This is a genomic window from Azospirillum sp. BE72, from assembly GCF_031455875.1.
Taxonomy (GTDB): Bacteria; Pseudomonadota; Alphaproteobacteria; order Azospirillales; family Azospirillaceae; genus Azospirillum.
On record NZ_JAVDTO010000004.1, the window covers coordinates 138,592 to 162,618 of the forward strand.

Here is a 24,027-nt window from a genome sequence, read left to right on the forward strand (position 1 = left end):
ACGCATCGTTATTTCGCAAGAGCCCCCATGCGCTCAACAACCGCTCGGCCGCCGGACCAGCTCGACGACCAGGACCGCGCAATCCTGCGCATCCTCCAGCGCGACAACAAGACCTCGCAGCGGGCCATTGGCGAGGCGGTCAATCTCTCAGCCCCGGCGGTGCAGCGCCGCATCGCCCGAATGGAGGCGGCAGGCATCATCCGCCGCAACGTCGCGGTGGTCGATCCGGGCAGCGTCGGCCAGGGCGTGACCGTGGTGGTGGAGGTCCAGACGGTCAACGACCGCTCTCCCGTCATCGCCGCCGCCAAGCGCCTGTTCCGCGAGGCGCCGGAGGTGCAGCAGTGTTATCTGGTCACCGGCCGTGCCAGCTTCATCCTGATCCTGCTGGTCCCGGACATGGCAAGCTACGAGGTGCTGTCGCGCCGCCTGTTCGCCGACAACGAGCTGGTGCAGTCCTTCCAGACCCTGGTGGTGCTCGACCCGGTGAAGGTCACGCTGGAGGTGGACGTTTAGAGCGTTTGCGCCGTTTGGCCGCTCAGTCGTCCCAATCCTCATAGCCCCAATCCTCGGCGTCCGGGTCGGCGGTGCCGAGCGGAGCAACCGTTGCCCCGGCGTCCAGCGCCGCGGCCAGCCAGGGTTCCACGCCGGTGACCGGGGACATCCGGCACCAGCGCCGGCGGCGGCCGTCCCACCGGCACTGGCCCTGCCGCTTCATCTCCTCCCGCAGCTCCCAGGACGGAATGGACGGGAAGCGCAGCTCAAGGCCGCGGTCGTTCTGGGCGATCTCCACCAGCTCCCCGGACAGCGTCGTATGGGTCAGCCCATTTTCCAGCACCCGGCGCAGTTGGGAGGCGCGTTCTTCGCGGACACGGGCCTCGGCTTCGCGCTGGCGGCGGCGCTCCGCCATGGTGTCGGCGATCCAGTCGGGCGGTTCCTCCAGCACGCGGTAGCCGGCGCCGCCGCGCGGGCCCGGCGCCTCTTCGATCAGCCCTTCCTGCACGAGGTCGGCAAGCATGGCCTTCAGCCGGTCGCGGTCGGTCCGGTTGCCGAGCGGCCGCTGTGCCGTGGCATCGGCGGCGGTGAAACGCTCGCCGGCTCCCCAGCCCTCGTAGAGTCCGGCGGTCAGCGCGTGGAGGTCGGCGATGCGGCTGCGCTGGTCGGACAGCCGCTGTGCGACGATCGGGTTGGGGGCCAAGTCGGTGCGCCCGCTCAGCCCGCAGGTGCCGCATTGCCAGCCGCCGGGATCCGACAGGAGGATGCGCGGCGCGCAGCGACGGTTGCGGCAATGCTCCTCGCTGCCCGGCTCCGGCAGGCCGCGTCCACTGTCCAGCAGGGTGCGGATCGCATCCAAGGGGCTGTCGGCGATGATCCGCAGCCTGTCCAGCACATCCGCCGGCAACCAGACCTCCGCACCGCCGGATTCATCGGGTTCGGCGAAGCGGCTGGTCAAACTTCTGCGGTGGGCGGGGGCAAGCAGGGAGAGCACCCGCTCGGCCGTATAGCTCTCGTCGAAAGTATCGGCGAGGGCTTCGACCAGTTCGGCCAGCGATGCGGTCGGCGCCAGAGCGCTCCGGTCATCGGCGGCGACGATGCGGCGGGCTTCGGCAAGGATCTCCGCGCTTTCCTTCGGTCCGGCCGCCCTGTGTCCGTTCTGGCCCTTCGCCGCCATGTGCGCCCTGGTCCCATGCCGCTTCACCCTACCAAGCTAGTCGTCGCCGAAACGGTCTTCAAGCGCAGGCGGAACGGCCTTGCGAACGGCGCTGTTGACGATGGGCATCCAAAGGCATCGGCGCCCCGCCCAGCGGCAAGGACGCCGGACATGATGAGGTTTCCCATGCCAAACAGCGCGCATTTCGCTCCGCCCGGCCCGCTCGGCTTCGGTGGCGCTCCCCTGGGCAACATGTTCGAGGAGGTGGCGGACGACATCGCCGAAGCCACGCTCGACGCCGCCTGGGACGCCGGGATCCGCTATTTCGACACGGCTCCCGAATATGGTCCGGGCATTTCGGAGCACCGGTTCGGCCATGTGCTGCGCAACCGCCCGCGCGACCAGTTCGTGCTGTCCACCAAGGTCGGGCGGCTGCTCCGCGCGGACCAGAGCAAGGGCGGACGCCATGGCCCCTTCGTGAAGGGGCTGCCCTTCCGCGTCGATTACGACTACACCGCCGACGGCGTTCGCCGGTCGATCGAGGACAGCCTGCAGCGGCTGGGCATGGCGCGCATCGACATCGCCTATATCCATGACTGCGCCGAGGACGCCCATGGCGACCGCTGGCTGGAGGTGTTCGACACCGCCATGACGGGGGCCGCCGTGGCGCTCACCCGACTGCGTGAGGAGGGGGTGATCCGCGCCTGGGGCCTGGGCGTCAACCGGGTGGAGCCCTGCGTCATGGCGCTGGAGCGCGCCGACCCGGACGTCTTCCTGCTGGCCGGCCGCTACAGCCTGCTGAACCAGCCGGCGCTGGACGAGCTGTTTCCGCGCTGCGGGGAGCGCGGCGTGCATGTGGTCGTGGGCGGCCCCTACAATTCCGGCATCATCGCCGGCGGCAAGACCTTCGAGTATCAGGAGGCATCATCCGACAAGGTCGCCGCCCGCGACCGTCTGGCGGAGATCGCCGGCCGCCATGGCGTCGACCTGCGCGCGGCGGCCCTGCAGTTCTGCGCCGCCCATCCGGTGGTCGCCTCGGTCATTCCCGGCACCAAGAACCCGGCGCGGGTGCACGAGAACGTCCAGCTGATGGCCCAGCCGGTCCCCGCCGATTTCTGGCGGGAGCTGAAGGCGTCGGGCGTCCTGCCGGAACAGGCGCCGACTCCGGCATGATGGTGTCCGGCTTGATGGGATGACCGGTGAGCGCCGGCCCGTCAGGCGCTCACCACCATTCCAGGGAAGGCCGCCTCGAACCGGCCGGGCTCGATGCCATGGCCGGCCAGCGTGGCGCGCAGCCGCTCGGGCGGCTCCTCGCGCGCCTCGTCGGTCAGGGCGAAGGTGCCCCAATGGATGCCGACGGCCTTCCGCGCCCCGACGTCCAGCATGATCCGCACCGCTTCCTCCGGGTCGCAATGCTGGGCGGACATGAACCAGCGCGGATCGTAGGCGCCGATGGGGATCAGCGCGAGGTCGCAGCCGCCCAGCCGCCGGTGGATCGCCTTGAAGGCCGCCCCGGTGCCATAGCCGGTGTCGCCGGCGAAATAGAGCGTGCCGGCTGGCGTGCGCAGGTGGAAGCCGCCCCACAGCGCCATCCGCCGGTCGCGCACCGTCCGCGACGACCAATGGTTGGCCGGTACGATGTGGACCTCCGCGCCCGCGGCAAGCTCGAACCGGCTCCACCAGTCGCCGACCGCAGTCCTTATTCCGGGAATATGCCTGTGCAGGATGGTGTCGTTGCCGAGCGGCGTGACGACCAGCGGCCGGTCGCGCTCATGCAGCGGCCGCAGGGTGTCGATGTCCATATGGTCGTAATGGTTGTGCGACAGCAGAACGGCGTCGATCCTCGGCAGGTCGTCGAACCGGATGCCCGGCGCCGTCGCCCGCTTCGGCCCGGCGAAGCGCACCGGGCTCGCCCGCTCCGACCAGACCGGATCGGTCAGGATGTTCAGACCCGGCGCCTGGATCAGCGCCGTCGCATGCCCCACCACCGTCACGCGCAGCGCATCGACACTCGGTTCCGGCATGGCCGGAGTGACCGGCACCTCGCCCGGCCATTTGACCTTCCGGCGGCCGAACTGCCAGCGCAGCAGCTGGCGCAGCGAGCGGTCGGTGTCCGGCTCTCCCGGATTGAAGAAGCGCACCCCGTCGAAGTTCGAGGAGACGGGGCCTTGCCAGTAGGGATTGCGCATGCCGGACTGATCCTCTTCAGTGAGAGCGAGGGGGGACACACCATGTGCGCAGTCGGGTTCACGCTTGAAAGGGGGGGCTGCAAATCGGCATCGAGGCTGATCGCCACTGGACCGCGGGCGGCCGGGCAGGCTACTGTGCCGCCTTGATTCATGGTTTGATCCCGGTTTGGACCCAATGCAATCCGATACGCCGACCGACGAGCAGCACCGCGCGATCCAGGCGATCGATGCATGGTATACGGACGACCAGGCGCCGCAGGTCTTCTGGCTTGCCGGAGAGGCGGGAACGGGAAAGAGCAAGACCACCGCCTTCGTGCTGGAGCATCTGCAGGAACGCCGTCGGCTGACGGATTATGTGGTCGGCGCGCCGACCGGCAAGGCCGCGCAGGTCCTGCGCCAGAAGGGGATCGAGGGGGCGGCGACCCTGCACTCGCTGCTCTACGCCCCGCGCAAGGACGGCGACACCGGCGAGCTGTTCTTCGCCCGCCGCAGCGACGGCCCGATTGCCGATGCCGACCTGATCGTCTGCGACGAGGGGTCGATGATCGGCGACGACGTGGCCCGCGACCTTCTGCGGACGGAAAAGAAGATCCTGGTGATCGCCGACGACTATCAACTGCCGCCGGTCTCCGGCCAGGGCCTGTTCACCAGCGGCGAGCCCGATTTCCGCCTGACCGAGCCGCACCGCACCGCGCGGGAAAGCCCGGTCATCCGGCTCGCCCACCTGCTGCGCCGGCAGGAGATGCCGCGCCGCTTCGGCGCCGTCGGCAAGGTCCATGTCCTGCCGCTGGAGCGCAGCACCCAGTCCCTGGTGATGCGTCCCTCGTCGCAGGCGATCTGCGGCACCCATCGCGTCCGCACCACCTACACCAAGCGGATGCGCTCGCTTCTCGGCCATGAGTCGATGATGCCGCAGGCGGGGGAGCGCGTCATCTGCCGGCGCAACCAGAAGGACGAGGGGCTCTACAACGGGATGATCGGCTCGCTGACCCGTCCCGCGGCCGAGGCCCAGGGGCGCGACGCCGGCCTGTGGTCGCTAGGCGTGCAGATGGAGGACGAGGTGCGGTCCCGCGGCAAGCTGATGGTCCATCCCTGGATGTTCCAGGCCCATTATACCGAGGGCATGGTCCAGCCGCGGGTGGGCAAGGACATCCAGATCTATGATTGGGCGTGGCTGATCACCTGCCATGCCGCCCAGGGGTCGGAATTCCCGTCGGTCACGGTGGTGGACGATTCCGCCGCCTTCCGGGAACACCGCTGGCGCTGGCTCTACACCGCCGTCACCCGGTCGCGCGACGAACTGGTGCTTCTGCTGCGCAATGCCGCGCTCGGTGGACCGTGGCAGCTGCCGGATTTCGACGACTGCCTGCCGGACCGAGCGAACGCTCGATAAATTGAACTGATCGAACGCATCAGGTTTTTGCGTTGGATGTGATCGGTCGCGGTCTCCATAGTCACTGCATCGGAGCGGCAGCGACCGCAGGCGCCTGAGTTGGTTCGGCGCCTCCGGTCCTGTGCGCGGCCTCCGACCGCACCGCCTTTGGAGACCTCTTCCATGCCCCCTGACGCCGTGGCACCCGCGAGGCTGGTGCCGGGACGCCCCGTCCTTACCCTCGTCCTAGCCCATATCCGCACCGCTCTGCCTGGCGTGGCCCTCTGCGCCGCGGTCACTGCGCTGGCCTTTGCCGCCGTCTGGGGGGAGGTGCGGCTGTTCGGCGAGCCGTGGATCGAGGCGCTGGTGCTGGCCATCCTGATTGGGACCGTGTTGCGCACGATGTGGGCTCCGTCCGCGTTCTGGCGGCCGGGCATCGCTTTCTCGGCCAAGATCCTGCTGGAGGTGGCGGTCGTGCTGCTCGGCGCCACGGTCAGCGCCGCCACCATCCTGGCGGCGGGGCCGGCCCTTCTGCTGGGCATCGCCGCCGTGGTGCTGGTTGCGGTGGCGGCGGGGTTCGGGATCGGGCGGCTGCTCGGCCTGCCGCCGCGCATGGCGCTGCTGGTCGCCTGCGGCAATGCCATCTGCGGCAATTCGGCCATCGCCGCGGTGGCGCCGGTGATCGATGCGGACAGCGACGACGTCGCCGCCTCCATCGCCTTCACCGCCGTGCTGGGTGTGGCGGTCGTGCTGGGCCTGCCCCTGGTCGGCCTGGGGCTGCATCTCAGCGGCGTGCAGTATGGCGCGCTGGCGGGGCTGACCGTCTATGCCGTGCCGCAGGTGATCGCCGCCGCCGCCCCGCTGGGGACCACGGCGGTTCAGGTCGGCACGCTGGTGAAGCTGGTGCGCGTGCTGATGCTGGGGCCGGTCTGCCTGCTGCTGTCGCTGCTGTCGCCGAGGCTCGACGGGAATGCGCCGGGCACCCGCCGTTCTGCGACGCCGCCCGTCCATCATCTGGTGCCGTGGTTCATCCAGGGCTTCCTGGCGATGATCGCCTTGCGCTCCCTCGACCTCATTCCGCAGGCGGCCCTGGTGCCGATGGGGCATGCGGCGACGCTGCTGACCGTGGTGTCGATGGCGGCACTCGGGCTGGGAGTCGATGTGCGGACGGTGGCGCGGGCGGGCGGGCGGGTGACCGCGGCGGTCGTCCTCTCCCTCCTCATGCTGGGCGCGGTCAGCCTTGGCCTGATCCATGCGATCGGCCTGGCCTGAAAACGGGCGGGATTCTACATCCGGCAACCGAAGGCCGCATTGACCCAGATTAATGCGTGATTTTTCAGATGTGCGATCCTGACCTCATCAAGTCCCCGCCACCCCCGAGCCCCTTCAGCGGCACCGGGGGTCGCGCCGGGCCCCGCGGGAGAGAGGCCGTTCAGGTCCATTCCGCGCGCCGAACAAGGAGTATGGACATGCGTCAACCGTTGCAGATCGCCTTCCGCAACATCGACCCGTCTCCCGCCCTGGAGCATCTGATCCGCGAGCATGCCGAAAAGCTCGACCGTTTCTTCGGCCGCATCCTGGCCAAGCGCGTGGTCTTTGAGGTTCCCCACCGCCACCAGCATCAGGGCAAGCAGTTCACCGTCCAGATCGCCCTGACCGTCCCCGGCGAGGAACTGGTCGTCCACAGCGACAAGTCCGGCGGCCATGGTCATGAAACCGCCGACGCGGCCATCCGCGATGCCTTCGACGCCGCCCGCCGTGTCCTGGAACGCTTCGCCGAGCGGCACCGGCACGAGGTGAAGTCCCATACTCCGGCGCCCGACGCTGCCCTGTCGTAAGCGCCCAGTCCGGCATATCCGCGTCTATCCGCCCAGCGCCACGCCCGTCCGACCATCCCGGACGGGCGTGGCGTTCTTGCTGTTCGGACCATTTGAACATAAAAAAATTGTTTATAAACCAGAATCTCTCTCAAACAACACGAAAAAAGCACATTTTCCTACTTGATGAATAGGCATTTCTGGTGTTCAATCCTGCCGTCCACCGTCGGGCACGGTCCGCGTCGCCCCGGTCATTCCTGTTGCAGGAGCATGGATCCATGACGATCGGCACCACCCCCGCCCCTGCCCCCGCTTCCCACCAGGCCTCGTTCGATCAATTGGTCGGCGTGATCGGCGAGAATCTGCGCGGCTTCCGCCGACGCCAGGGCCTGTCGGTGGATGGGCTGGCGCAGTTGTCCGGAACGGACCCGGCGCTGCTGACGGCCATCGAGGAAGGACGCCACCGCCCCGACATCGGCACGTTGTGGACTGTCGCCAAGGCGCTGGACTTGTCCTTTTCCAGCCTGCTCAGCACCGGCGGCGACGCCGGGACCACGGTGATCCGGCGGGCCGAGCAACGCAACCTGACCTCCCGCGACGGCCGCTTCACCTCGCGCGCGCTGTTCCCGCTCAAGGGAGAGCGGCAGGTGGAATTCTATGAGCTTCGCCTGTCGCCCGGCGCCGACGAGGCCTCCGACGGCCATTCCCCGGGCACGGTCGAGAACATCCTGGTCGGCCGCGGGCGGGTCGAGGTCACCACCGCCGACGGCGAGCACTGGTTGGAGGAAGGCGACTCGATCCTGTTCGAGGCAGACGTTCCCCATCGCTACCGCAATGCCGGCGACGGCGAGGCGGTGCTGTATCTCGTGATGTCCTACATCCTGTGAGCATGGGGAAATCTCCGGTGCCGGATACCCTCCTGCCGCTTCACCGCGATCCGCTCGACCCCCAGGTCGCCGCACTGGGCGAACTGGCCGCCCGCGCCGGGCTGGCGCCGGCCGATCCGCTGCGCCTGACGCTGGCAGAGGCGCGCGCCGCGGCGGAACGCTACCATCTCTTCCTCAACGGCCCGGCACTTCCGGCCGATATGCGGGAGGTCGAAACAGACGGCCCAGCCGGTCCGCTGCGCCTTCGCCTGATCCGGCCGGCAGCCGACGACGATCGCGCGGCCGGCCATCCCCTGCCGGTGCTGATCTACTTCCATGGCGGGGGCTTCGTTCTCAATTCCATCGACACCCACGACCGGCTGCTGCGGCTGCTGGCCCGGCACAGCGGTGCGGCGGTCTGTGCCGTTGGCTACAGCCTTGCCCCGGAACAGCGCTTTCCCCATCAGCGGGGGGAGGCGCTGGCCGCCCTGCGCTGGGTGGTGAGGCATGGTGCCGGCCATGGGCTGGACCCGGAGCGGATCGCCGTCGGCGGCGATTCGGCCGGGGCCAACCTGGCGCTCGGCTTGGCGCTCGACGCGCGGGACGAGCCCGGACCGCCGCTGTCCTTCGGCATGCTGCTCTACGGCATGTTCGCCCACGACTTCGACACGGAGTCGCACCGGCTTTTCGGTGGCGGGCGCTACGGCCTGACGACGGAGCGGATGCGCTGGTACTGGCGGCAGTATCTCGGCCATGGCGGGATCACCCGCGATCCGGCCGCCGCCCCACTGCTTGCCGACCTGCAGGGGCTGCCGCCGCTGCATGTGGCGGCGGCCGGGCTGGACTGTCTGCGCGACGACAGCCTGCACCTTGCCCAACGGCTGGAAATGGCGCGGAGTCCGCACCGTCTGGTGCTGCACGGCACGCTTCCCCATTCCTTTGCCGGCATGACCCGCCATGTCCGGAAGGCGGAAGGGGCGGTTGTCCTGGCCGCCGGGGAGGTTCGCCGCCACCTGTTGCGGTGAACCACCGATCGGATGGGCTGTTGTCTGCTCCAGGCGCCCGCACACAGGGGGCGTCGATGCCAAGGGAGAGCAGACCATGACGACCACCCGATGCCGCCGCATTCTCGCACCTTGCGCTGCGGCGCTGGCCCTCATCGCCGGCACCGCCCTGGCCCAGCCCGCCAATCCGTCCGCCAACCGGCCGGGCTCCGGCGCGATGCCGGGGCATGAGCGGATGCAGGGGCACGCCCAGGACCACGCACAGGGTGATGCCATGCCCTCCGATCACCTGCCGCAGGACCAGTTGACCCGAGATCCGGCCTCGCAAGCCTATATGGACGGCATGCGCAAGATGAACCGCGACATGCGCAAGCCGATGACCGGCGATGCCGACCAGGATTTCGCGCGCATGATGCTGTCCCACCACCGGGGAGCCATCGACATGGCGAAGGTCCAGCTGCAATACGGCAAGGATCCGGAACTCCGGGCCTTGGCCCAGAAGATCGTCGCCGACCAGACCAGGGAGATCGCGCAACTGCAGGATTGGCTGAAGCGGCGTCCAGCCAAGCCGGCACAGAATGAAGGGGCTGCTGCGAAGACGCCGAAATGATGTGAATCCCACCGGACCGGATGTTCCTGCTTGCGCGTGCGATGCACATCATGGTTGCATATGCCATTATTTTAAGCAGGCTCCCGGAAGATGATCGAAAGCGCCAGCGTCATTCTGGAGCGGCATAACGCCACCCTCGTCGGGTCGGGGGATGAGACGCTCGTGCTCATTCCCGGCTTCGGAACCGAACAGTCGGCTTGGCGCCACGTCGTGGATGTATTCAAGGACCGCTACCGCATCCTGTCCTTCGATCTGGCAGGGGTCGGGCCGGCCAACCAGATCCACTACGACCATGCCCGCTACGGCACGCTGGACGCCTATGCCCGCGACGTCGTCGCGGTTCTCGGCGCCCTCAAGGTGGAGCGCTGCGTCTGCGTCGGCCATTCGACCGCGGGCATGGTGGTGGCGCTCGCCTCGGTCAAGGCCCCCCGCCTGTTCCGCAAGCTGGTCCTGCTGGGGGCGTCGGCCTGCTATCGCAACATCGGCAGCTATCGCGGCGGGTTCGAGCGTGCGGACATCGACGGCCTGATCGACGGCGCAACCCGCGATTACCTGCGCTGGACCGCGCAATTCGGACAGCTGGTCGTGTCCGCCCCGGCGGAGGATCCGACCGTGCAGGAATTCGTCGCCGCGCTGCGGGCTATGCGTCCGGACATGGCCCTGTCGCTTCTATTGACCATTCTGAACAGCGACCTCCGCAGCCGTCTGCCCGAGGTGACGGTGCCGGCGGTCGTCCTCCAGACGCGCGAGGACCCCGCGGTAACCCGGGAAGCGGCGGAGTATCTGCGCGACCATCTGGCCGGCAGCGTCTTCGAGCTGCTCGACGCGTCGGGGCATCTGCCCCACATGTCGGCCCCCGGAACGGTGATCGACGCGCTGACCCGCCACCTGCCGTAAGGTTCGCAGGCCGGCAGCGGCGCGCCATGGGCGGGCACGTGACGACGCTTGTGCGTTCTTTGCTAATTTAGTGTCGTCTCAGCAGAAAGTTCACACCGACAGGTAAGAACCTAAACCAAGGTCTAGGGACACTCCACCTAAACACTGCCGCGGTTTATCTGTGTCTAGTGGTGTGCGGCATGTGGCCGCGCCTACCCTGTGTGCAGGCAAGTCGGGGGCCGAGCCGGCCGTTCCGACATGGCTCGCCCGCCGGTCTTCCGGATGACGGAAGCGGCAGCCTGCACGCAAGCCCACGGAGACACCCATGGCCACGGCCTTTCAGAGCAATCTCCACCTGCGCTACGTCCCGATGCCGGAAAAGCCCGAGGTGCTGGTCCTTCGGTCGCCCCGTGGAACGGTGGGGGTCGCGCGGGTCCGTTGCCAGAGCGCCGGCATCGGCCGCTTCAGCAGTCCCGAATCCGAGGATGCGTTCCTGGTGAGCCATCACCTGTCGAACTTCCGGTCCGATGTCCGGGTCGACGGCGTGCTGGTGGAAAAGCCCGCCAACATAGCAGGGCTGACCACAATCCACGATTACCGCCGCACCATCGACTGCCACATGCATTCGGCCTTCGACACGCTGACCTTCCATCTTCCCCGCTCTCTGCTGGAAAGCGTCTGTCCGGATGTCCGCGGCAGCCGGCTGGAGGATCTGGCAATCGAGCCCAGCCGCCCGGTGAAGGACCCGACTGTCACCGCATTGGCCTCCGCAATGCTGCCGGCGCTGGCCTTTCCGGAGCGGATCAGCCTGCTGTTCCATGACCATCTCTGCTCGGCGCTGGCGACCCATCTGGTCACCGCCTATGGCCGGACCAACGAGGTCAGGAGCGGCGGCACGCTGGCGCCCTGGCAGGAAAAGCGGGTGAAGGAGATGATCGCGGCCAACCTGGACGGGGAAATCCGGCTGGCCGACCTCGCCGCCGAATGCCGGCTGTCCGTCGGCCATTTCGTCCGCGCCTTCCGACGCACCGCCAACACCACCCCCTATCAGTGGCTGCTGCAGCGGCGGATCGACCATGCAAAGACACTGATGCGCGACGGAGCCCAAACGTTGGCCGACGTGGCGCTCGCCTGCGGCTTCGCCGACCAGAGCCATTTCACCCGCACCTTCAGCCGCCTCGTCGGCGTCTCCCCCCGCGCCTGGCGGAACCGCAATGCGGCGACGCCGGCAAGGCAGGTCAAGGCGGCGGCCTGTTCAGATCCGTCAACTCATCGCCAGATCCTTCAAGAAGCGGGCGCCGCCCGCATTTAGGCTGCTGGAAACGGAACGGCACAGCGCGGGGGCTGGAGGCGGACGCATGGGAGCGGGCGGAGGGGCGGTGCCGGGCGGTTCACCTATGGCCGGGCGGCCGAACGAGCGCCGGCTCGGCATCCTGGCGATTCCGCTGGCGCTTGCGGTGTTCGTCATCGACACCTTCACCGACATCGAGAGCGCCATCGCTGTCCTCTATGTCCTGGTGCTTCTCCTGGCGGCGACCACCCTGTCGCGGCGGGGCATCCTGCGGGTGGCGGCCGGCTGCGGGCTGCTGGCGGTGTTGTCCTTCCTGCTGTCCCACTGGCAGGACATGGACCTGTCGGCGCTGCTGCGCTGCGGCGTATCGCTGTCTGCCATCCTGATCACCGGCGCGCTGCTGGTGCGCGACCATGAGTCCCGGGCGCTGCTGGTGCGGGCCAACGGGGCGCTGGCGCGCAGCGAGAAGCGTTACCGCAGCATGTTCGAGCAGGCGCGCGTTTCCCTGTGGGAGCAGGACTTCACCGCCGTTATGGCGGCGCTCGACGCCCTGCGGGCCGATGGCGTGACGGACCTTGCCGCCCACGCGCAGGCCAATCCCGGCTGGGCGCGGCAGATGGGGGCGCTGATCGTCACCACCAACGTCAACGACGCCACCCTCGAACTGCTGGGTGCGGCCGATCGGACGGAGGTGCTGGGGCCGCTCGAACGTTTCCTGCCCGAAGACGACCCGGCGATGCCGCAAGCCCTTCTGGCGCTTTGGGAAGGGCGCGACCGGTTCGAAGGCCGGGCGCAGCTGATCGCCGCCGACGGGCGCGTCCGGACCGTGCTGCTCGGCATCAGCTTTCCCGACGACGGGATCGGCTTCGATCAGGTCGTGGTCGGCATCGTCGACATCACCCAGCGCGAACGCACGCAGGAGGCGCTGCTGGCCGCCCAGGCGGAACTCGCCCGCGCCGCGCGCGCCGCCACGCTGGGCGCCCTGTCCGCTTCCATAGCCCACGAGCTGAACCAGCCGCTGGGCGCCATCGTGCTGAACGCGCAGGCCTGCCTGCGCTGGCTGCGCCGCGACCCGCCAGACATCGACACCGCCGCCAAGGCGGTGGACCGCATGATCCGCGACGGCAAGCGGGCCGCCGAGATCGTGCAGCGGACCCGCGGCATGCTGGTCAAGGACGCCCGCTGCGACGAGACCATCGACCTGCGCCAACTGGTGGAGGAGGTGTCGCTGCTGCTGGAGCGCGAGTTGTCGGCCGCCACGGCGGTCCTGTCCACCGACTTCGCCGCCGACGTTCCGCCGGTGCGGGGAAGCCGGGTGGGGCTGCAGCAGGTGGTGATCAACCTCGTCACCAACGGCCTGCACGCGATGGCGGAAGCCGGCAGCCCTCGGCGCGACCTGACCGTGACCGTCGATAGTCCCGAGGACATCCAGGGCATGCCGCAGGTGCGGGTCTCCGTGCGCGACCGCGGCCGGGGCATCGACGAGGGCAGCCGCGCCCGCCTGTTCGATCCCTTCTTCACCACCCGGCCGGACGGCATGGGCATGGGGCTGTCGATCTGCCGCTCCACGGTCGAATCCTGTGGCGGCACGCTGAGCGTTCACAACCATGCGGAGGGCGGCGCGGTGTTCGAGTTCACCATTCCCGCAGCCTCGACCCCGCCATCCATCCCATCGCCATCCACCCCATTGCCGTCCACCCAATCGCCAGTCGCGCCGCTGGCGCCGGCAAGAGAGGACTGACCGCCATGCCGCCGCCACCCGCCGCGCAACAGGCCCCTTCTTTGACCAAGGACGATCCGCTGGTTCTCGTCGTCGACGACGATGGCGGCATGCGGGAGGCGGTGGTCGACCTGCTGCGGTCCGTCGGCGTCGAAAGCCGCGCCTTCGGCAGCACGGCCGAACTGCTGGCGGCGGCGGTTCCCGACCGGCCGGGTTGCCTGATCCTCGACGTGCGGCTTCCCGGCCTGGGCGGGCTGGAGTTCCAGACGAGGCTGGAAAGCCTGGGCATCGCGCTGCCCATCGTCTTCATGACCGGCTTCGCCGACGTGCCGATGTCGGTGCGGGCGATGAAGGCCGGGGCGATGGATTTCCTGATCAAGCCCTTCCGCGACCAGGACATGCTGGACGCGGTGGAGGCCGCCATCGCCCGCGACCGTGCCCGGCGGCGCGAACGGACCGCCGCCATGACGGTCGAGGCGCAGGCCGCGACCCTGACCCCGCGGGAGCGCGAGGTGATGGCCGCGGTGGTCAAGGGCCGGCTGAACAAGCAGATCGCCGGCGATCTCGGCATCAGCGAGGTGACGGTGAAGCTCCACCGCGGCAAGGTGATGCGGAAGATGCAGGTCCGCTCGGTCGCCGACCTCGTCCGCAAGGCGGAGATGCTGCCCCCGGAGGAATGACGGCCGGCGCCGGAGGTCAGAAGGTCATCGAGAAGGCCAGTTCGGCCGAGCGCGGGCGGCCGAGCACCCAGCTGTTCGTGCTGCCGGCCACCGCATAGACCTCGTCGAACAGGTTGAAGGCGCGCAGGCTCAGCTTGGTGTTGCCGGTCGGCCGGTAGTCGAGCCCGGCATTGACGACGGTGTAGGCCGGCCGAACGCTGCTGTTGGCGGCGTCGGCGTAGGTCTTGCCGACATATTGCAGGCCGGCCCGCACCTCCCAGTCCGGCAGGAAGGCCCAGTTGGCCCAGACATTGGCGGTGCGCTCCGGCACGCCGGTCGGTACATTGCCGGCATAGGACACCGCGCGGCCCGAGACGGACTGGGTGAAGTCGTCATACTTGGCCCGCAGCAACGCGCCGTTGACGTCCACCCGCACGCCCTCCCACAGGCCGAGCGACAGGGATGCCTCCAGCCCCCGCGACGATTGCCGGCCGACCTGCATCGTCACGCCGGGCCGGTTGGGATCGGTGGTGAGCAGCTTGTCCTTGACGATGCGATAGGCGGCCAGCGTCCACTCGCCGCGTAGTTCAAGGAAAGACTGCTTGACGCCGATCTCGACCTGCCGGCCGGTGGACAGGTCGAAATCCTTCTGCGTCGGCGACAGCGAAATTAGGTTTCCGACCGGATCGACGGCGGTGGCGTACTGGCCGTAGAGAGCCAGACCGGGCATCACCTCGTACACGGCGCCGGTCCGCCAGCTGGTGGCGCGGAAGTCCTTGGTGTAGCTCGTTCCCGTCACCAGATCCCGGCGCTCCACGGTCGGCGCGTCGTGGCGGATGCCGCCGACCAGCGACAGCTGCGGCGTCAGCGACAGCCGGTCCTCGGCGAACAGCGAATACTGGCGGGTGCGAGACCGGCTGCGCGGGGTGGTGCCGGCGCTGTTGAGGAACAGGCCGGGCACCGGGTCGAACGGATCGACCGTGCTGGAGCCGCCATAGGGCGAGTTGTTGGCGTGCGTGAACTCGATCCGGTTCAGGTCGAAGCCGCCGACCAGCTCGTTCTTCATGCCGAAGAGGCTGCTGCGCCACGTCGCGTCGAAGCGGTCGCCGACTTGCCTCTGGTCGTGGTAGATCTCGATGTAGCTGTCACGCAGCACCCGCCGGTTGGCGGCGTTCCAGGCGTAGCTTTCCACATTCTTCCAATGGCGGTGGCTGGTCAGGTGATAGGCGGTGTTGCGCAGGGTCAGCGCGTCGGACACCGCCCATTCGGCCTTCATCTGGGTCCAGTTGTCGCGATAGCGGATCTCGCCGTCGGCCACGTTGAAGTTGCGGTGCCGCAGCGCGCGGTCGAGCCGGCCGGCGATCAGCGGCGTTCCGAAATACTCCTGCGGCTGCTGGTCTCCGTAGTCGTTGGACAGGGTGACGGCGAGGTCCGGCGTCGCCTGGAGCTTCACGGCGCCGGAAACGGCGAGTGACTTGTTGTCGCCGCGGTCCACCCAGCCGTCGGAGCGGTTGCCGCCGACATCCAGCCGGTAGGACAGCTTTTCGCTGACCGGACCGCCGCTGCCCGCCGCGGCGCGCCGTGTGCCGTCGGTGCCGATGGCGACCATCGCCTCGTTGCGGAACCCCGGCGTCGGCCGCTTGGGCACCACATTGACGACGCCCCCGATGGCCCCCTCGCCATAGAGGACGGAAGCGGGGCCGCGCAGCACCTCGATCCGCTCCGTCGACCATGTGTCGAAGGGGAAGGTGACGGTCCCCGACCCGACATAGAGCCGTGTGCCGTCATACAACTGCATCACCGAGCCGTGGCCGGCGAAGCCGCGCGTCGCCAGCGACGTGCCGCCATTGCCGGGCGCAGCCAGCGTGGTGAAGCCGGTGGCGTTCTGGGTGACGGCTTCCGTCACGCTGGTCTGGCCGCGGTCGCGGATGGTCCGGCCGGAGATCACCTCGATGCTGGCCGGGGTTTCCAGCGGGGTGAGGTCCAGCCGGCTGCCGCCGCTGTTCGGCCGGTCGAGCGCCAGCCCGGCGGGTGCCGCGTCCGTGGAACGGCCGGTCACCGTGACGGGGGACAGCGTGAGCGGCGCGTCGCTGTCCTCGGCACTGGCGGTCGCAGGTGCGACGGAGGCCGCGACCAGGAACAGCGTCGCCAGTGGAGCGGGCCGGCGGCGATGGCGGCGGGAACGGGCAGGCGGCATCGATGATCCTCCAGTTTGACTTGGAAAAGGGCATGGAAAGGCGATCCGCGAAGGCGGTCCTTCGAGGTCGGTTCGGGTTTTCCCAAGAGGGCGCTCCGGACTTTACGGGTCTGAGCGGCGGCGCATCAGCCACAGGAAGAAGGCGCCGCCGACTAGGGCCGTGGCCACGCCGACGGGGATCTCGCGCGGGGCGAACAGCGTCCGTGCGGCGACATCCACCCACAGCAGGAGCAAGGCCCCGCCGAGGGCCGCCACCGGCAGCAGCGTCCGCAGATGCCCGCCCACCAGCAGGCGCGCGATGTGGGGCAGCACCAGCCCGACGAAGCCGATGCCGCCGCAGGCGGACACCAGCGCGCCGGTCATCAGCGCGGTGACGACGAACAACTCCAGCCGCAGCCGCTGCGGATCGGTGCCGAGCGAGCGGGCCGCATCGTCGCCGAGCGCCAGCGTGTTGACCGTCTCGGCCCGCAGCCACAGCCAGCCGAGCCCGCACAGCGTCAGCAGGGCTGGCGCCGGCAGGACGCTCCAGCGCGCGGTGCCGAAGCCGCCCATCATCCAGAACAGCGCGGCATCGGCGCTGCGGTCCGCCGCCGCGACGATCAGGGTGTTGGTGACGGCGTGCAGGACGAAGGCGACCGCGACGCCGGTCAGCACCAGCCGCTCGCCGGTCACGCTGCCGTCACGTCCGCGCGCGGCGGCGAAGACCGCCAGCATGGCGGCGAGCGCGCCGAGGAAGGCGGCGGCCGGCAGGCTCAACGTTCCAGCCACCACGCTGGCGAACAGGATGACGCTCACCGCCCCGACGGACGCGCCGGCCGACACGCCGAACAGGTAGGGGTCGGCCAGCGGGTTGCGCGTCACCACCTGCAGCACCGCCCCCACCGCCGCCAGCCCGGCGCCGGCCAGCGCGCCCAGCAGAACGCGCGGCAGCCGCAATTCCCAGACGATGTTGCGCTCCGCCCGGCCGAAGCCCTGCGCCGGGAAGGCCGCCGGCCAAAGCTCGTGCGAGACGACCGACCAGACCGTGGCGACTGGGATGCGGGCGGCGCCGAAGCCGACCGCGGCGACCAGCGACAGGATCAGGGCGGCGGCCAGCACCAGGCACAGACGCAACGCGCGGGAGCTGTTCATGGCGTGAACAGCTCCGGGTGCAGCGTCCGCACGATCCGCTCCAGTGCATCGACGTTGCGCGTCGACGGGGTCTGTTCGGCATAGGTCAGGACGATGAACTGCCGCTTGCGCACAGCCTCCACATCGGCCAGCTGCGGGGCGGACAGCAGGTAGCGGATGGCGGCTTCGGCCGGGATGCGGTGGTCGCTGACGATGATCCATTGCGGGTCGCGCCGCGCCATCTCCTCCCAACTGACCCGGACATAGCTGTCGGCGATGTCGTCGAAGATGTTGCGGCCGCCGGCCAGATCCATCAGCAGGCTGGTCATGCCTTCGCGGCCGACCGACAGCGGGGCGTCGTCGGTGTGGCAATCGTCGCAATACATCACCCGCGGCCGCTGTGCGGTGGTGCCGGTCAGCCGGGTGACCGCGGCGACGCGGCGGCGGAAGTCGGCGACCATGGCCTCCGCCCGGTCGGCGATGCCGAAGATCCGGCCCAGCGCCAGCAGGTCGGCGTAAAGCGTCTCCATGCCGATCGGCTCGCGCGGGCCGATGCGGATGCAGCTTTCCCGCAGCGTGTAGGTGGCGACGCCCATCTCCGCAAGGCGGGCCGAGGTGAGGCCGCGAGCCTCGTTGAAGCCATAGCTCCATCCGGCGAACAGGAAATCTGGGTCGGCGGCCAGCACCGCTTCCAACGTCGGGGCGCGGTCGGGCAACTGGGGCAGGGCGGCGACCACACCCGGCGGTGCGATCAGGTGGCGTTCGGCCCCGGCGATGCCGGACACCGCGACCAGCCGGTCCGCCAACCCGAGATCCAGCATGGTCTGCGTCATGTTGACGTCATGGACCATCGGCCGCTTGGGAGGAGCGTCGAACCGGGCGGTTTCGAAGCAGTTGGCGACCTCGACCGGATGGCTCTGCGCCTGGGCGGAAGCGAAAGGCAGCGCAAGCCCGGCGGCGAGCAGGGCGCTGCGCACAATGGGGCGGAACGGGACCGGGGTCATGCGAGGTCCAGTCGGTTCGGCGCCAGCGGTGACAGGTCGATGCGCAGCCGGCCGTCGCACGGGCGGCGGTCCACGGCGGCGGCGACCCGGTAGACGGCGGTGAGCCGCTCCGCCGTCAGCGCCTCTTCCGGCGCAGCGTCTGCCTGCAGGCGGCCGTCCTTCAGCAACAGCAGGCGGTCGCACCAGCGCGCCGCCAGTTCGATGTCGTGCAGCGTCATCACGACGGTGATGCCCAGCGAACGCACCAGATCGAGGACGGCGAAGCGGTGCTGGATGTCCAGATGGTTGGTCGGCTCGTCCAGCAGCAGGATGCGCGGGCGTTGCGCCAGGGCGCGGGCGATCATCACCCGCTGCCGCTCGCCGCCCGACAGGTGTTCGACCGGCCGCTCGGCCAGCGCCTCCAGTTCCAGCCGGGCCAGCGCATCCTCGACGATGGCGCGATCCTCCACCCCGCTTGCCGAGAAGACCGAGCGGCGGTGGACCAGCCGGCCCATGCCGACCACGTCGCGCACGGTGAAGCCGAGTGCGGCGGCGGAGTCCTGTGCCTGGAGCGCCAGCCGGCGGGCAAGCTCTGCCGGGCGCAGGGCGCGCGGATCGGCGCCGTCGATGCGTACCTGCCCGGCGGAGGGCGCCTGCAGGCCGGCAAGGCAGCGCAGCAGCGTGGTCTTGCCGGAGCCGTTCGGTCCGAGAATGCCGAGGATAGCCCCGTGCGGAACGGAAAATCCGATGTCCGACAGGACCTTGCGGGCGGCCAGTTCGCAGCTCAGCCCCTCCACCGAGACGGCGTGGATCCGGCGGGGGTGGGGTGCCTGTGTAGGGGAAGGCGCTGGCGTCATCCGTGCATCCTGCCGTTGTGGGCGGGAGGGTCGAGGCGGACGCATTGCGGAACACGCGGGCAATCCGGCGCGGAATCCGGACGTGCGGTGGCAAGCGTTCCACCGGGACACCCCGCCCGAGGACGTTTCGTTTTGGCGCTGGCAGGTCTCCTGGCTTGCGGGTCATCACCGGTCCGTCCGGCCTTCCCAGCGCCGACAGGCGCCAGTGGCAGGAAATGACGGAACGGCTCACCGCTCACAGTTGCGGGGACAGCTCCGGTCTCGCCGCGCGGCGCGGCTCACCGGATTCCCTCTTAGCTTCCGGCGGCGGCCGCCGGAAGAACCAGTACCAGGGCCATTCATGAGCGACCCGGCTGCGGAGGTCAAGGTTCGAAAATAAATGGCCGCGGGAAATTTTTTTGCGGCGCGACCCTGACTTGGGCGCCGATGTCGGCCCTGCTCATGTCGGGCAGGTCAAGGGACATCTTCTCGCGCGCGGGAAGCGGCGGGGGGCCGGGGAGGGCGTCCGCAAATCGATCCGCAAATGGGTCATCGTCATACCGGTCCGCTCGTTGCTCGGTCACGTTACGCGTTAGAATGTAACATTATAACATTACATATCCGGTCGGCACGCAACCCGCAAGGAGGAAGATCGGCAGGGGCGGGACTTTGCCGCCGCGGGCAAAAACGTCGTTTGCCGCCGCCATCACGCCAAATTGGCGAGCAGGGCCTCCAACATGCGGTCGCAGGCGGCCAGTTGTTCCTCGGTGATGAACTCGTCGGGCTTGTGGGCTTCGCCGATGCTGCCGGGTCCGCACACCACGGTGGGCATGGACAGGCGGCGCTGGAACAATCCGCCTTCCGTTCCGAAGGAGATCTTGCCGGTGCTGTTGCCGCCGGTCAGCGTCTTGACGAACGCCACCACCTCCGCGTTGCCGTCGGTGTCGAGCGCCGGATAGCTGGACAGCTCGCCGATCGACAGTCCGGCGGTTGGGAAATCGGACCGCAAGCGACGGACGATGCCGTCGGCCTCCTCCCGGATGCTGTCCAGAAGCGGTTCCACCGGATCCTGCGGCAGATGGCGGATTTCGAAGTCGAGACGGCAGCGGTTCGGCACGATGTTCAGCGCTTCGCCGCCCTGGATGACCCCGGCATGGATCGTGGTCCACGGCACGTCGTAGGCGTCGTCACGCGCGCCCTCAACCCGCAGCCGGTCCTGGATGCGGCGCAATCCCGTCAACAGGTCGCAGGCCATGTGGATCGCGTTCAAACCCTGCGGCGCAAGGCTTGAATGGCATTCGACGCCGTGGCAGTCGGCGCTGAGGGCCGTCTTGCCCTTGTGGGCGGTGACCACCTGCATGCTTGTCGGCTCGCCGACGATGCAGAAGCGTGGACGGACGGGCAGGGCCGCCATCATCTCGATCAGGCGCCGGACACCGAGGCAGCCGATCTCCTCATCATAGGACAGGGCCAGATGCAGCGGCTGGGACAGGGTCCGTCCGGCGGCGCGGTCGAACAGGGCGAGGCTTGCGGCGATGAAGCCCTTCATGTCGGCGGTGCCCCGGCCGAACAGCTTGCCGTCGCGGCGGATCAGCCGGAAGGGATCGCCGGTCCAGGCCTGCCCTTCGACCGGCACCACGTCGCTGTGCCCCGACAGCATCACGCCGGGACGATCCGCGGGACCGAGCGTCGCGAACAGGTTGGCCTTGCGGCCGTCCTCGCTCGGCACCAGCCATGTGGTCGCGCCGGCGGCCTCCAGCCGCTCCTGCGCCCAACGGATCAGCTCCAGGTTGCTGTCGCGGCTGACGGTGCGGAAGGCAACCAGCCGTTCCAGAATGTCGATGGTCGCCGTCATGGGATTTCCCCTCGCTTCTTCGATGCGCCTGTCAGGCGGCGTTCAACCGGTCGACGGCATGGCGCCAGCCCTTGGCGATGGCGTCGCCATCGACATGCCGGCCGTCCCGCACCACCAGCCGTCCGCCCGACACCACGTCGCGCACCGCGTCGCGGGCGCCAGCGAAGACGTAGGAGTCCAGCAGCATGTCGTCGGTTCGGCCGTACAGCCGCGGATCGTCGGGGTTCAGCACGATAAGATCGGCGCGCTGGCCCGTGGCGAGACCGCCGGCCGGCCCCGGCAGGCCGAGCGCCTGCGCGCCCCCGGCGACGGCCGCCCGGTAGAGCGCCGCTCCGGTCGAGGCGCCGGCCGCCGGTGCCAGCAGGTTGCGCCGCCTCGCGGCCAGCCGTTGCCCGAACTCCAGCAGCCGCAATTCCTCCGCGGCGTCGATGATGACCTGACTGTCGGACCCGATGCCGAAGCGTCCGCCTTGGGTCAGGAACTCGCGGGCCGGGAACAGCCCGTCGCCTAGATCGGCCTCCGTCGTCGGGCAGAGGCCGGCGACGGCGCCCGACGCCGCGATCCCCGCCACCTCGTCCGGGGTGACGTGGGTCGCATGGACGAGGCACCAGGAGGGCCCCAGCCAGCCGCGGTCGAGCAGCCATTCCACCGGCCGCCGGCCCGACCAGGCGAGGCAGGCATCCACCTCCGCCGTCTGTTCGGCGACATGGATGTGGACCGGCGCCGCCGGGTCGAGCGCCGACAGACCGTCCAGTGCCGCCACTATGGCGTCGGGCGACACCGCGCGCAGGGAATGTAGGGCGAGGCCGGTGCGGTGGCCGCCGGGTGCGGCGCGGCAGGCCTCGACGATCGCCAGCAGCCTGTCGGGATCGTTCAGGAAGCGGCGCTGCCCCTCTCCCGCCGGCTGTCCGCCGAAGCCGCCCTGGGCATAGAGCACCGGCAGGTGGGTCAGTCCGATGCCGGTGGCGTCCGCCGCGGCGAGGATGCGCTTCGACGTCTCGGCCACATCGGCATAGGGCCGGCCGTCGGTGTCGTGGTGGAGGTAATGGAACTCCGCCACCGACGTGTAGCCCCGCTCCAGCATCTCGGCATAGGCCATCGCCGCAACCGCCTGGAGGCTGTCGGGATCGATGCGGCCGACGAAGCCGTACATCACCTCCCGCCATGTCCAGAAGCTGTCCTCCGCCGGCCCGGCCCGCTCGGTCAGCCCGGCCATCGCTCGCTGGAAGGCGTGGCTGTGCAGGTTCGGCATGCCGGGGATGACGGGGCCGGCGGCGCGCTCGGCGCCGGTGGGCGGAGCGTCGAGCCCCGCCTCCAGCCCGGCGATCATCCCTTGCGCGTCGAAGCGCAGCAGCACTCCCGATGCCCAGCCGCCGGCCAGCAGCGCCCGCTCGCAGAACAGCCGGTCCAGCCGGCGCGCGGCAGTCATCGTCCGATCCTCCCCATCGCAATCACCTTGCCGCCGTCACTTGGCGTCGAAATAGCCGGCCTGGATGGTCTTGCCGATCAGGTTGCAGATGATGCGGCCGGCGGTGATGGCGGTGATGCCGTTGAGGTCCTTCTTCGGCGTGATCTCGACGATGTCCATGCCGACGACCCGGCCCTTGGCCACCAGCCCGTGGATGAGCGTGCGGATCTGCGGATAGGTGACGCCGCCGGGCGCGGGGCCGTTGACCGCCGGCATGATGGTCGGGTCCATGCCGTCGGCGTCAATGGTCAGGTAATAGCGGCCGCCGTCGGGGATGCGGTCCAGAACGGCCTTCATCCCGATGTCCTGCAGTTCCACGTCGGGGACCAGCACCGCGCCATAGGACAGCGCGGCCTCGACCTCTTCCGGCCGGGCGCTGCCGGCCGAACGCAGGCCGATCTGGAAGATCTGGCCGATATGGTCCATTTCCGCGGCACGGCGGATCGGGCTGGAATAGCCGTTGCGGGCGCCGTTCACGTCGTCGCGCCAATCCAGATGGGCGTCGATGTGGACCAGCGTGATCGGCCCTTGGTCGTCATAGGCGCGCAGAACCGGAATCGGGATGCCGTGGTCGCCGCCGATGACGATGGGCAGCATGCCCTTGGCCAGCATCCGGCGCACCACCGCCTCGGCGTTGCGGTAATGCAGGTCGAGGTCGCGCGGATCGGCCTTCACGTCGCCGCAATCCACCACCTTGATGTCCTTGCCGCCCAGCAGCGGACCGCCGATGTCGAAGTCCCAGCGCTCCAGCTTGCGCAGCGCGCGCTCGGTGTAGCGGCGCACCCAGGTCGGGGCGTTGGTCTGGTCGTTGGTCACCTCGTCGATCGAATAGGGATCGCCGTAGGGGATGCCGAGGATGCCGATATGGCCGTCGAGCTGGTCGATGTCGGTGCAGATCGGGAAGTCCAGGAAGCTCTGCAGCTCGCGGCGCGGCGGGTTGGTCAGGCTGGTGCTCATGGCGGCGGTTCTTCTTGTCGGTTGGGTGGACGGTTGGCGGCGGGACCGGAGACTCAGGCGTCGGGGATCACGGCGGTCGCATCGACCTCAACCACCCATTCCGGGCGGGCGAGCGCGCTGACCACGATGCCGGTCGACACCGGGTAGACCCCCTTCAGCCACTTGCCAATGGTGCGGTAGACCGGCTCGCGATAGCGCGGATCGGTGATGTAGACGGTGATCTTGCAGATGTGCTCCAGCGACGAGCCCGCCTCTTCCAGCAGCATCTTGATGTTGGCCATCGCCTGCTCGGTCTGGCCGGCGGCGTCGCCCACCGCGACGCTCTCGCTGGTGTCGAGGTTCTGGCCGATCTGGCCGCGGACGAAGACCATGGTGCCGCGCGCCACGACGGTCTGGCACAGGTCGTTGTCCAGCGCCTGCTCGGGATAGGTCTTCTTGGTGTTGAACTGGCGGATGCGGGTGTGGACGGTCATGGCGGGTTCCCTGATTCGGATGGTCGGGGGTTCGGATGGTCGGGATCGGTTCGAAAGGGTAAGGGGAGGGCGTTCGGCGCCCCCCGCGGGTGCGCC

Annotated in this window: 22 protein-coding genes and 1 riboswitch; of the genes, 12 read left to right on the forward strand and 10 right to left on the reverse strand. The window is 69.2% G+C overall.

The window, feature by feature from the left end:
* The first annotated feature begins 27 nt into the window (after window positions 1–27).
* Window positions 28–513 (forward strand): Lrp/AsnC family transcriptional regulator, encoded by a 486-nt coding sequence (locus J2Y49_RS15030; protein ID WP_310115667.1) that lies wholly within the window; start codon window positions 28–30, stop codon window positions 511–513.
* A gap of 22 nt (window positions 514–535) precedes the next feature.
* Here J2Y49_RS15030 and J2Y49_RS15035 read toward each other — a convergent pair whose 3' ends face one another.
* Window positions 536–1,669 (reverse strand): hypothetical protein, encoded by a 1,134-nt coding sequence (locus J2Y49_RS15035; RefSeq protein ID WP_310115668.1) that lies wholly within the window; start codon window positions 1,667–1,669, stop codon window positions 536–538.
* 165 nt (window positions 1,670–1,834) lie between these two features.
* On the opposite strand from J2Y49_RS15035, the gene J2Y49_RS15040 reads away from it, so the two are divergent.
* Window positions 1,835–2,821, forward strand: coding sequence for an aldo/keto reductase (locus J2Y49_RS15040; protein WP_310115669.1), 987 nt, complete (start codon window positions 1,835–1,837; stop codon window positions 2,819–2,821).
* 41 nt (window positions 2,822–2,862) lie between these two features.
* On the opposite strand, the gene J2Y49_RS15045 is transcribed toward J2Y49_RS15040, so the two are convergent.
* Window positions 2,863–3,837, reverse strand: coding sequence for an MBL fold metallo-hydrolase (locus J2Y49_RS15045; RefSeq protein WP_310115670.1), 975 nt, complete (start codon window positions 3,835–3,837; stop codon window positions 2,863–2,865).
* 175 nt (window positions 3,838–4,012) lie between these two features.
* Here J2Y49_RS15045 and J2Y49_RS15050 point away from each other — a divergent pair, with 175 nt between their 5' ends.
* From J2Y49_RS15050 to J2Y49_RS15095, 10 genes are all read left to right on the forward strand, one after another.
* Window positions 4,013–5,230 (forward strand): AAA family ATPase, encoded by a 1,218-nt coding sequence (locus J2Y49_RS15050; protein ID WP_310115671.1) that lies wholly within the window; start codon window positions 4,013–4,015, stop codon window positions 5,228–5,230.
* 162 nt (window positions 5,231–5,392) lie between these two features.
* On the forward strand, window positions 5,393–6,481 hold the full coding sequence (locus J2Y49_RS15055) for a putative sulfate exporter family transporter (RefSeq protein WP_310115672.1): 1,089 nt from the start codon (window positions 5,393–5,395) through the stop codon (window positions 6,479–6,481).
* A 197-nt stretch (window positions 6,482–6,678) separates the two neighbouring features.
* Window positions 6,679–7,047 (forward strand): HPF/RaiA family ribosome-associated protein, encoded by a 369-nt coding sequence (locus J2Y49_RS15060; RefSeq protein ID WP_310115673.1) that lies wholly within the window; start codon window positions 6,679–6,681, stop codon window positions 7,045–7,047.
* A gap of 257 nt (window positions 7,048–7,304) precedes the next feature.
* The gene (locus J2Y49_RS15065; protein WP_310115674.1) at window positions 7,305–7,913 is read left to right on the forward strand and encodes an XRE family transcriptional regulator; all 609 of its coding nucleotides are present in this window, start codon (window positions 7,305–7,307) and stop codon (window positions 7,911–7,913) included.
* Between the two features lie 17 nt (window positions 7,914–7,930).
* Entirely contained in the window at window positions 7,931–8,917 is a 987-nt protein-coding gene (locus J2Y49_RS15070) for an alpha/beta hydrolase (RefSeq protein ID WP_310115675.1), read from the forward strand.
* A gap of 76 nt (window positions 8,918–8,993) precedes the next feature.
* Complete coding sequence (locus tag J2Y49_RS15075) at window positions 8,994–9,506, forward strand: DUF305 domain-containing protein (RefSeq protein ID WP_310115676.1); 513 nt, start codon at window positions 8,994–8,996, stop codon at window positions 9,504–9,506.
* A gap of 90 nt (window positions 9,507–9,596) precedes the next feature.
* Window positions 9,597–10,403, forward strand: a complete 807-nt coding sequence (locus J2Y49_RS15080) for an alpha/beta hydrolase (protein WP_310115677.1) — start codon at window positions 9,597–9,599, stop codon at window positions 10,401–10,403.
* Window positions 10,404–10,707: 304 nt separating this feature from the next.
* Window positions 10,708–11,694 carry an AraC family transcriptional regulator gene (locus tag J2Y49_RS15085; protein WP_310115678.1) on the forward strand — a complete coding sequence of 329 codons (987 nt, stop codon included), beginning with the start codon at window positions 10,708–10,710 and terminating at the stop codon, window positions 11,692–11,694.
* 46 nt (window positions 11,695–11,740) lie between these two features.
* Window positions 11,741–13,414, forward strand: coding sequence for an ATP-binding protein (locus tag J2Y49_RS15090; RefSeq protein WP_310115679.1), 1,674 nt, complete (start codon window positions 11,741–11,743; stop codon window positions 13,412–13,414).
* Between the two features lie 5 nt (window positions 13,415–13,419).
* On the forward strand, window positions 13,420–14,073 hold the full coding sequence (locus J2Y49_RS15095; RefSeq protein ID WP_310115680.1) for a response regulator: 654 nt from the start codon (window positions 13,420–13,422) through the stop codon (window positions 14,071–14,073).
* A 16-nt stretch (window positions 14,074–14,089) separates the two neighbouring features.
* Here J2Y49_RS15095 and J2Y49_RS15100 read toward each other — a convergent pair whose 3' ends face one another.
* From J2Y49_RS15100 to J2Y49_RS15135, 8 genes are all read right to left on the reverse strand, one after another.
* On the reverse strand, window positions 14,090–16,249 hold the full coding sequence (locus J2Y49_RS15100) for a TonB-dependent siderophore receptor (protein WP_310115681.1): 2,160 nt from the start codon (window positions 16,247–16,249) through the stop codon (window positions 14,090–14,092).
* A 102-nt stretch (window positions 16,250–16,351) separates the two neighbouring features.
* Window positions 16,352–17,380, reverse strand: a complete 1,029-nt coding sequence (locus tag J2Y49_RS15105) for an iron ABC transporter permease (protein ID WP_310115682.1) — start codon at window positions 17,378–17,380, stop codon at window positions 16,352–16,354.
* Complete coding sequence (locus J2Y49_RS15110; RefSeq protein ID WP_310115683.1) at window positions 17,377–18,363, reverse strand: ABC transporter substrate-binding protein; 987 nt, start codon at window positions 18,361–18,363, stop codon at window positions 17,377–17,379. Before J2Y49_RS15110 ends, J2Y49_RS15105 begins: the two co-directional genes overlap by 4 nt.
* Window positions 18,360–19,199 (reverse strand): ABC transporter ATP-binding protein, encoded by an 840-nt coding sequence (locus tag J2Y49_RS15115; protein WP_310115684.1) that lies wholly within the window; start codon window positions 19,197–19,199, stop codon window positions 18,360–18,362. Before J2Y49_RS15115 ends, J2Y49_RS15110 begins: the two co-directional genes overlap by 4 nt.
* A gap of 122 nt (window positions 19,200–19,321) precedes the next feature.
* A riboswitch (cobalamin riboswitch) is annotated at window positions 19,322–19,541 on the reverse strand.
* Window positions 19,542–19,884: 343 nt separating this feature from the next.
* Window positions 19,885–21,033, reverse strand: a complete 1,149-nt coding sequence (argE, locus tag J2Y49_RS15120) for an acetylornithine deacetylase (RefSeq protein ID WP_310115685.1) — start codon at window positions 21,031–21,033, stop codon at window positions 19,885–19,887.
* Window positions 21,034–21,064: 31 nt separating this feature from the next.
* Window positions 21,065–22,462, reverse strand: a complete 1,398-nt coding sequence (locus tag J2Y49_RS15125; RefSeq protein ID WP_310115686.1) for a formimidoylglutamate deiminase — start codon at window positions 22,460–22,462, stop codon at window positions 21,065–21,067.
* A gap of 36 nt (window positions 22,463–22,498) precedes the next feature.
* On the reverse strand, window positions 22,499–23,458 hold the full coding sequence (locus J2Y49_RS15130) for an agmatinase (protein ID WP_109157420.1): 960 nt from the start codon (window positions 23,456–23,458) through the stop codon (window positions 22,499–22,501).
* Window positions 23,459–23,511: 53 nt separating this feature from the next.
* A complete protein-coding gene (locus J2Y49_RS15135) occupies window positions 23,512–23,931 on the reverse strand; it encodes a RidA family protein (RefSeq protein WP_310115687.1) in 420 nt (139 codons plus the stop codon).
* Window positions 23,932–24,027 lie beyond the last annotated feature (96 nt).

Coding starts and splice junctions, on each gene's coding strand:
- J2Y49_RS15030 (WP_310115667.1), top strand. CDS start 28: ATGCGCTCAACAACCGCTCGGCCGCCGGACCAGCTCGACGACCAGGAC.
- J2Y49_RS15035 (WP_310115668.1), bottom strand. CDS start 1,669: ATGGCGGCGAAGGGCCAGAACGGACACAGGGCGGCCGGACCGAAGGAA.
- J2Y49_RS15040 (WP_310115669.1), top strand. CDS start 1,835: ATGCCAAACAGCGCGCATTTCGCTCCGCCCGGCCCGCTCGGCTTCGGT.
- J2Y49_RS15045 (WP_310115670.1), bottom strand. CDS start 3,837: ATGCGCAATCCCTACTGGCAAGGCCCCGTCTCCTCGAACTTCGACGGG.
- J2Y49_RS15050 (WP_310115671.1), top strand. CDS start 4,013: ATGCAATCCGATACGCCGACCGACGAGCAGCACCGCGCGATCCAGGCG.
- J2Y49_RS15055 (WP_310115672.1), top strand. CDS start 5,393: ATGCCCCCTGACGCCGTGGCACCCGCGAGGCTGGTGCCGGGACGCCCC.
- J2Y49_RS15060 (WP_310115673.1), top strand. CDS start 6,679: ATGCGTCAACCGTTGCAGATCGCCTTCCGCAACATCGACCCGTCTCCC.
- J2Y49_RS15065 (WP_310115674.1), top strand. CDS start 7,305: ATGACGATCGGCACCACCCCCGCCCCTGCCCCCGCTTCCCACCAGGCC.
- J2Y49_RS15075 (WP_310115676.1), top strand. CDS start 8,994: ATGACGACCACCCGATGCCGCCGCATTCTCGCACCTTGCGCTGCGGCG.
- J2Y49_RS15080 (WP_310115677.1), top strand. CDS start 9,597: ATGATCGAAAGCGCCAGCGTCATTCTGGAGCGGCATAACGCCACCCTC.
- J2Y49_RS15085 (WP_310115678.1), top strand. CDS start 10,708: ATGGCCACGGCCTTTCAGAGCAATCTCCACCTGCGCTACGTCCCGATG.
- J2Y49_RS15090 (WP_310115679.1), top strand. CDS start 11,741: ATGGGAGCGGGCGGAGGGGCGGTGCCGGGCGGTTCACCTATGGCCGGG.
- J2Y49_RS15095 (WP_310115680.1), top strand. CDS start 13,420: ATGCCGCCGCCACCCGCCGCGCAACAGGCCCCTTCTTTGACCAAGGAC.
- J2Y49_RS15100 (WP_310115681.1), bottom strand. CDS start 16,249: ATGCCGCCTGCCCGTTCCCGCCGCCATCGCCGCCGGCCCGCTCCACTG.
- J2Y49_RS15105 (WP_310115682.1), bottom strand. CDS start 17,380: ATGAACAGCTCCCGCGCGTTGCGTCTGTGCCTGGTGCTGGCCGCCGCC.
- J2Y49_RS15110 (WP_310115683.1), bottom strand. CDS start 18,363: ATGACCCCGGTCCCGTTCCGCCCCATTGTGCGCAGCGCCCTGCTCGCC.
- J2Y49_RS15115 (WP_310115684.1), bottom strand. CDS start 19,199: ATGACGCCAGCGCCTTCCCCTACACAGGCACCCCACCCCCGCCGGATC.
- argE (WP_310115685.1), bottom strand. CDS start 21,033: ATGACGGCGACCATCGACATTCTGGAACGGCTGGTTGCCTTCCGCACC.
- J2Y49_RS15125 (WP_310115686.1), bottom strand. CDS start 22,462: ATGACTGCCGCGCGCCGGCTGGACCGGCTGTTCTGCGAGCGGGCGCTG.
- J2Y49_RS15130 (WP_109157420.1), bottom strand. CDS start 23,458: ATGAGCACCAGCCTGACCAACCCGCCGCGCCGCGAGCTGCAGAGCTTC.
- J2Y49_RS15135 (WP_310115687.1), bottom strand. CDS start 23,931: ATGACCGTCCACACCCGCATCCGCCAGTTCAACACCAAGAAGACCTAT.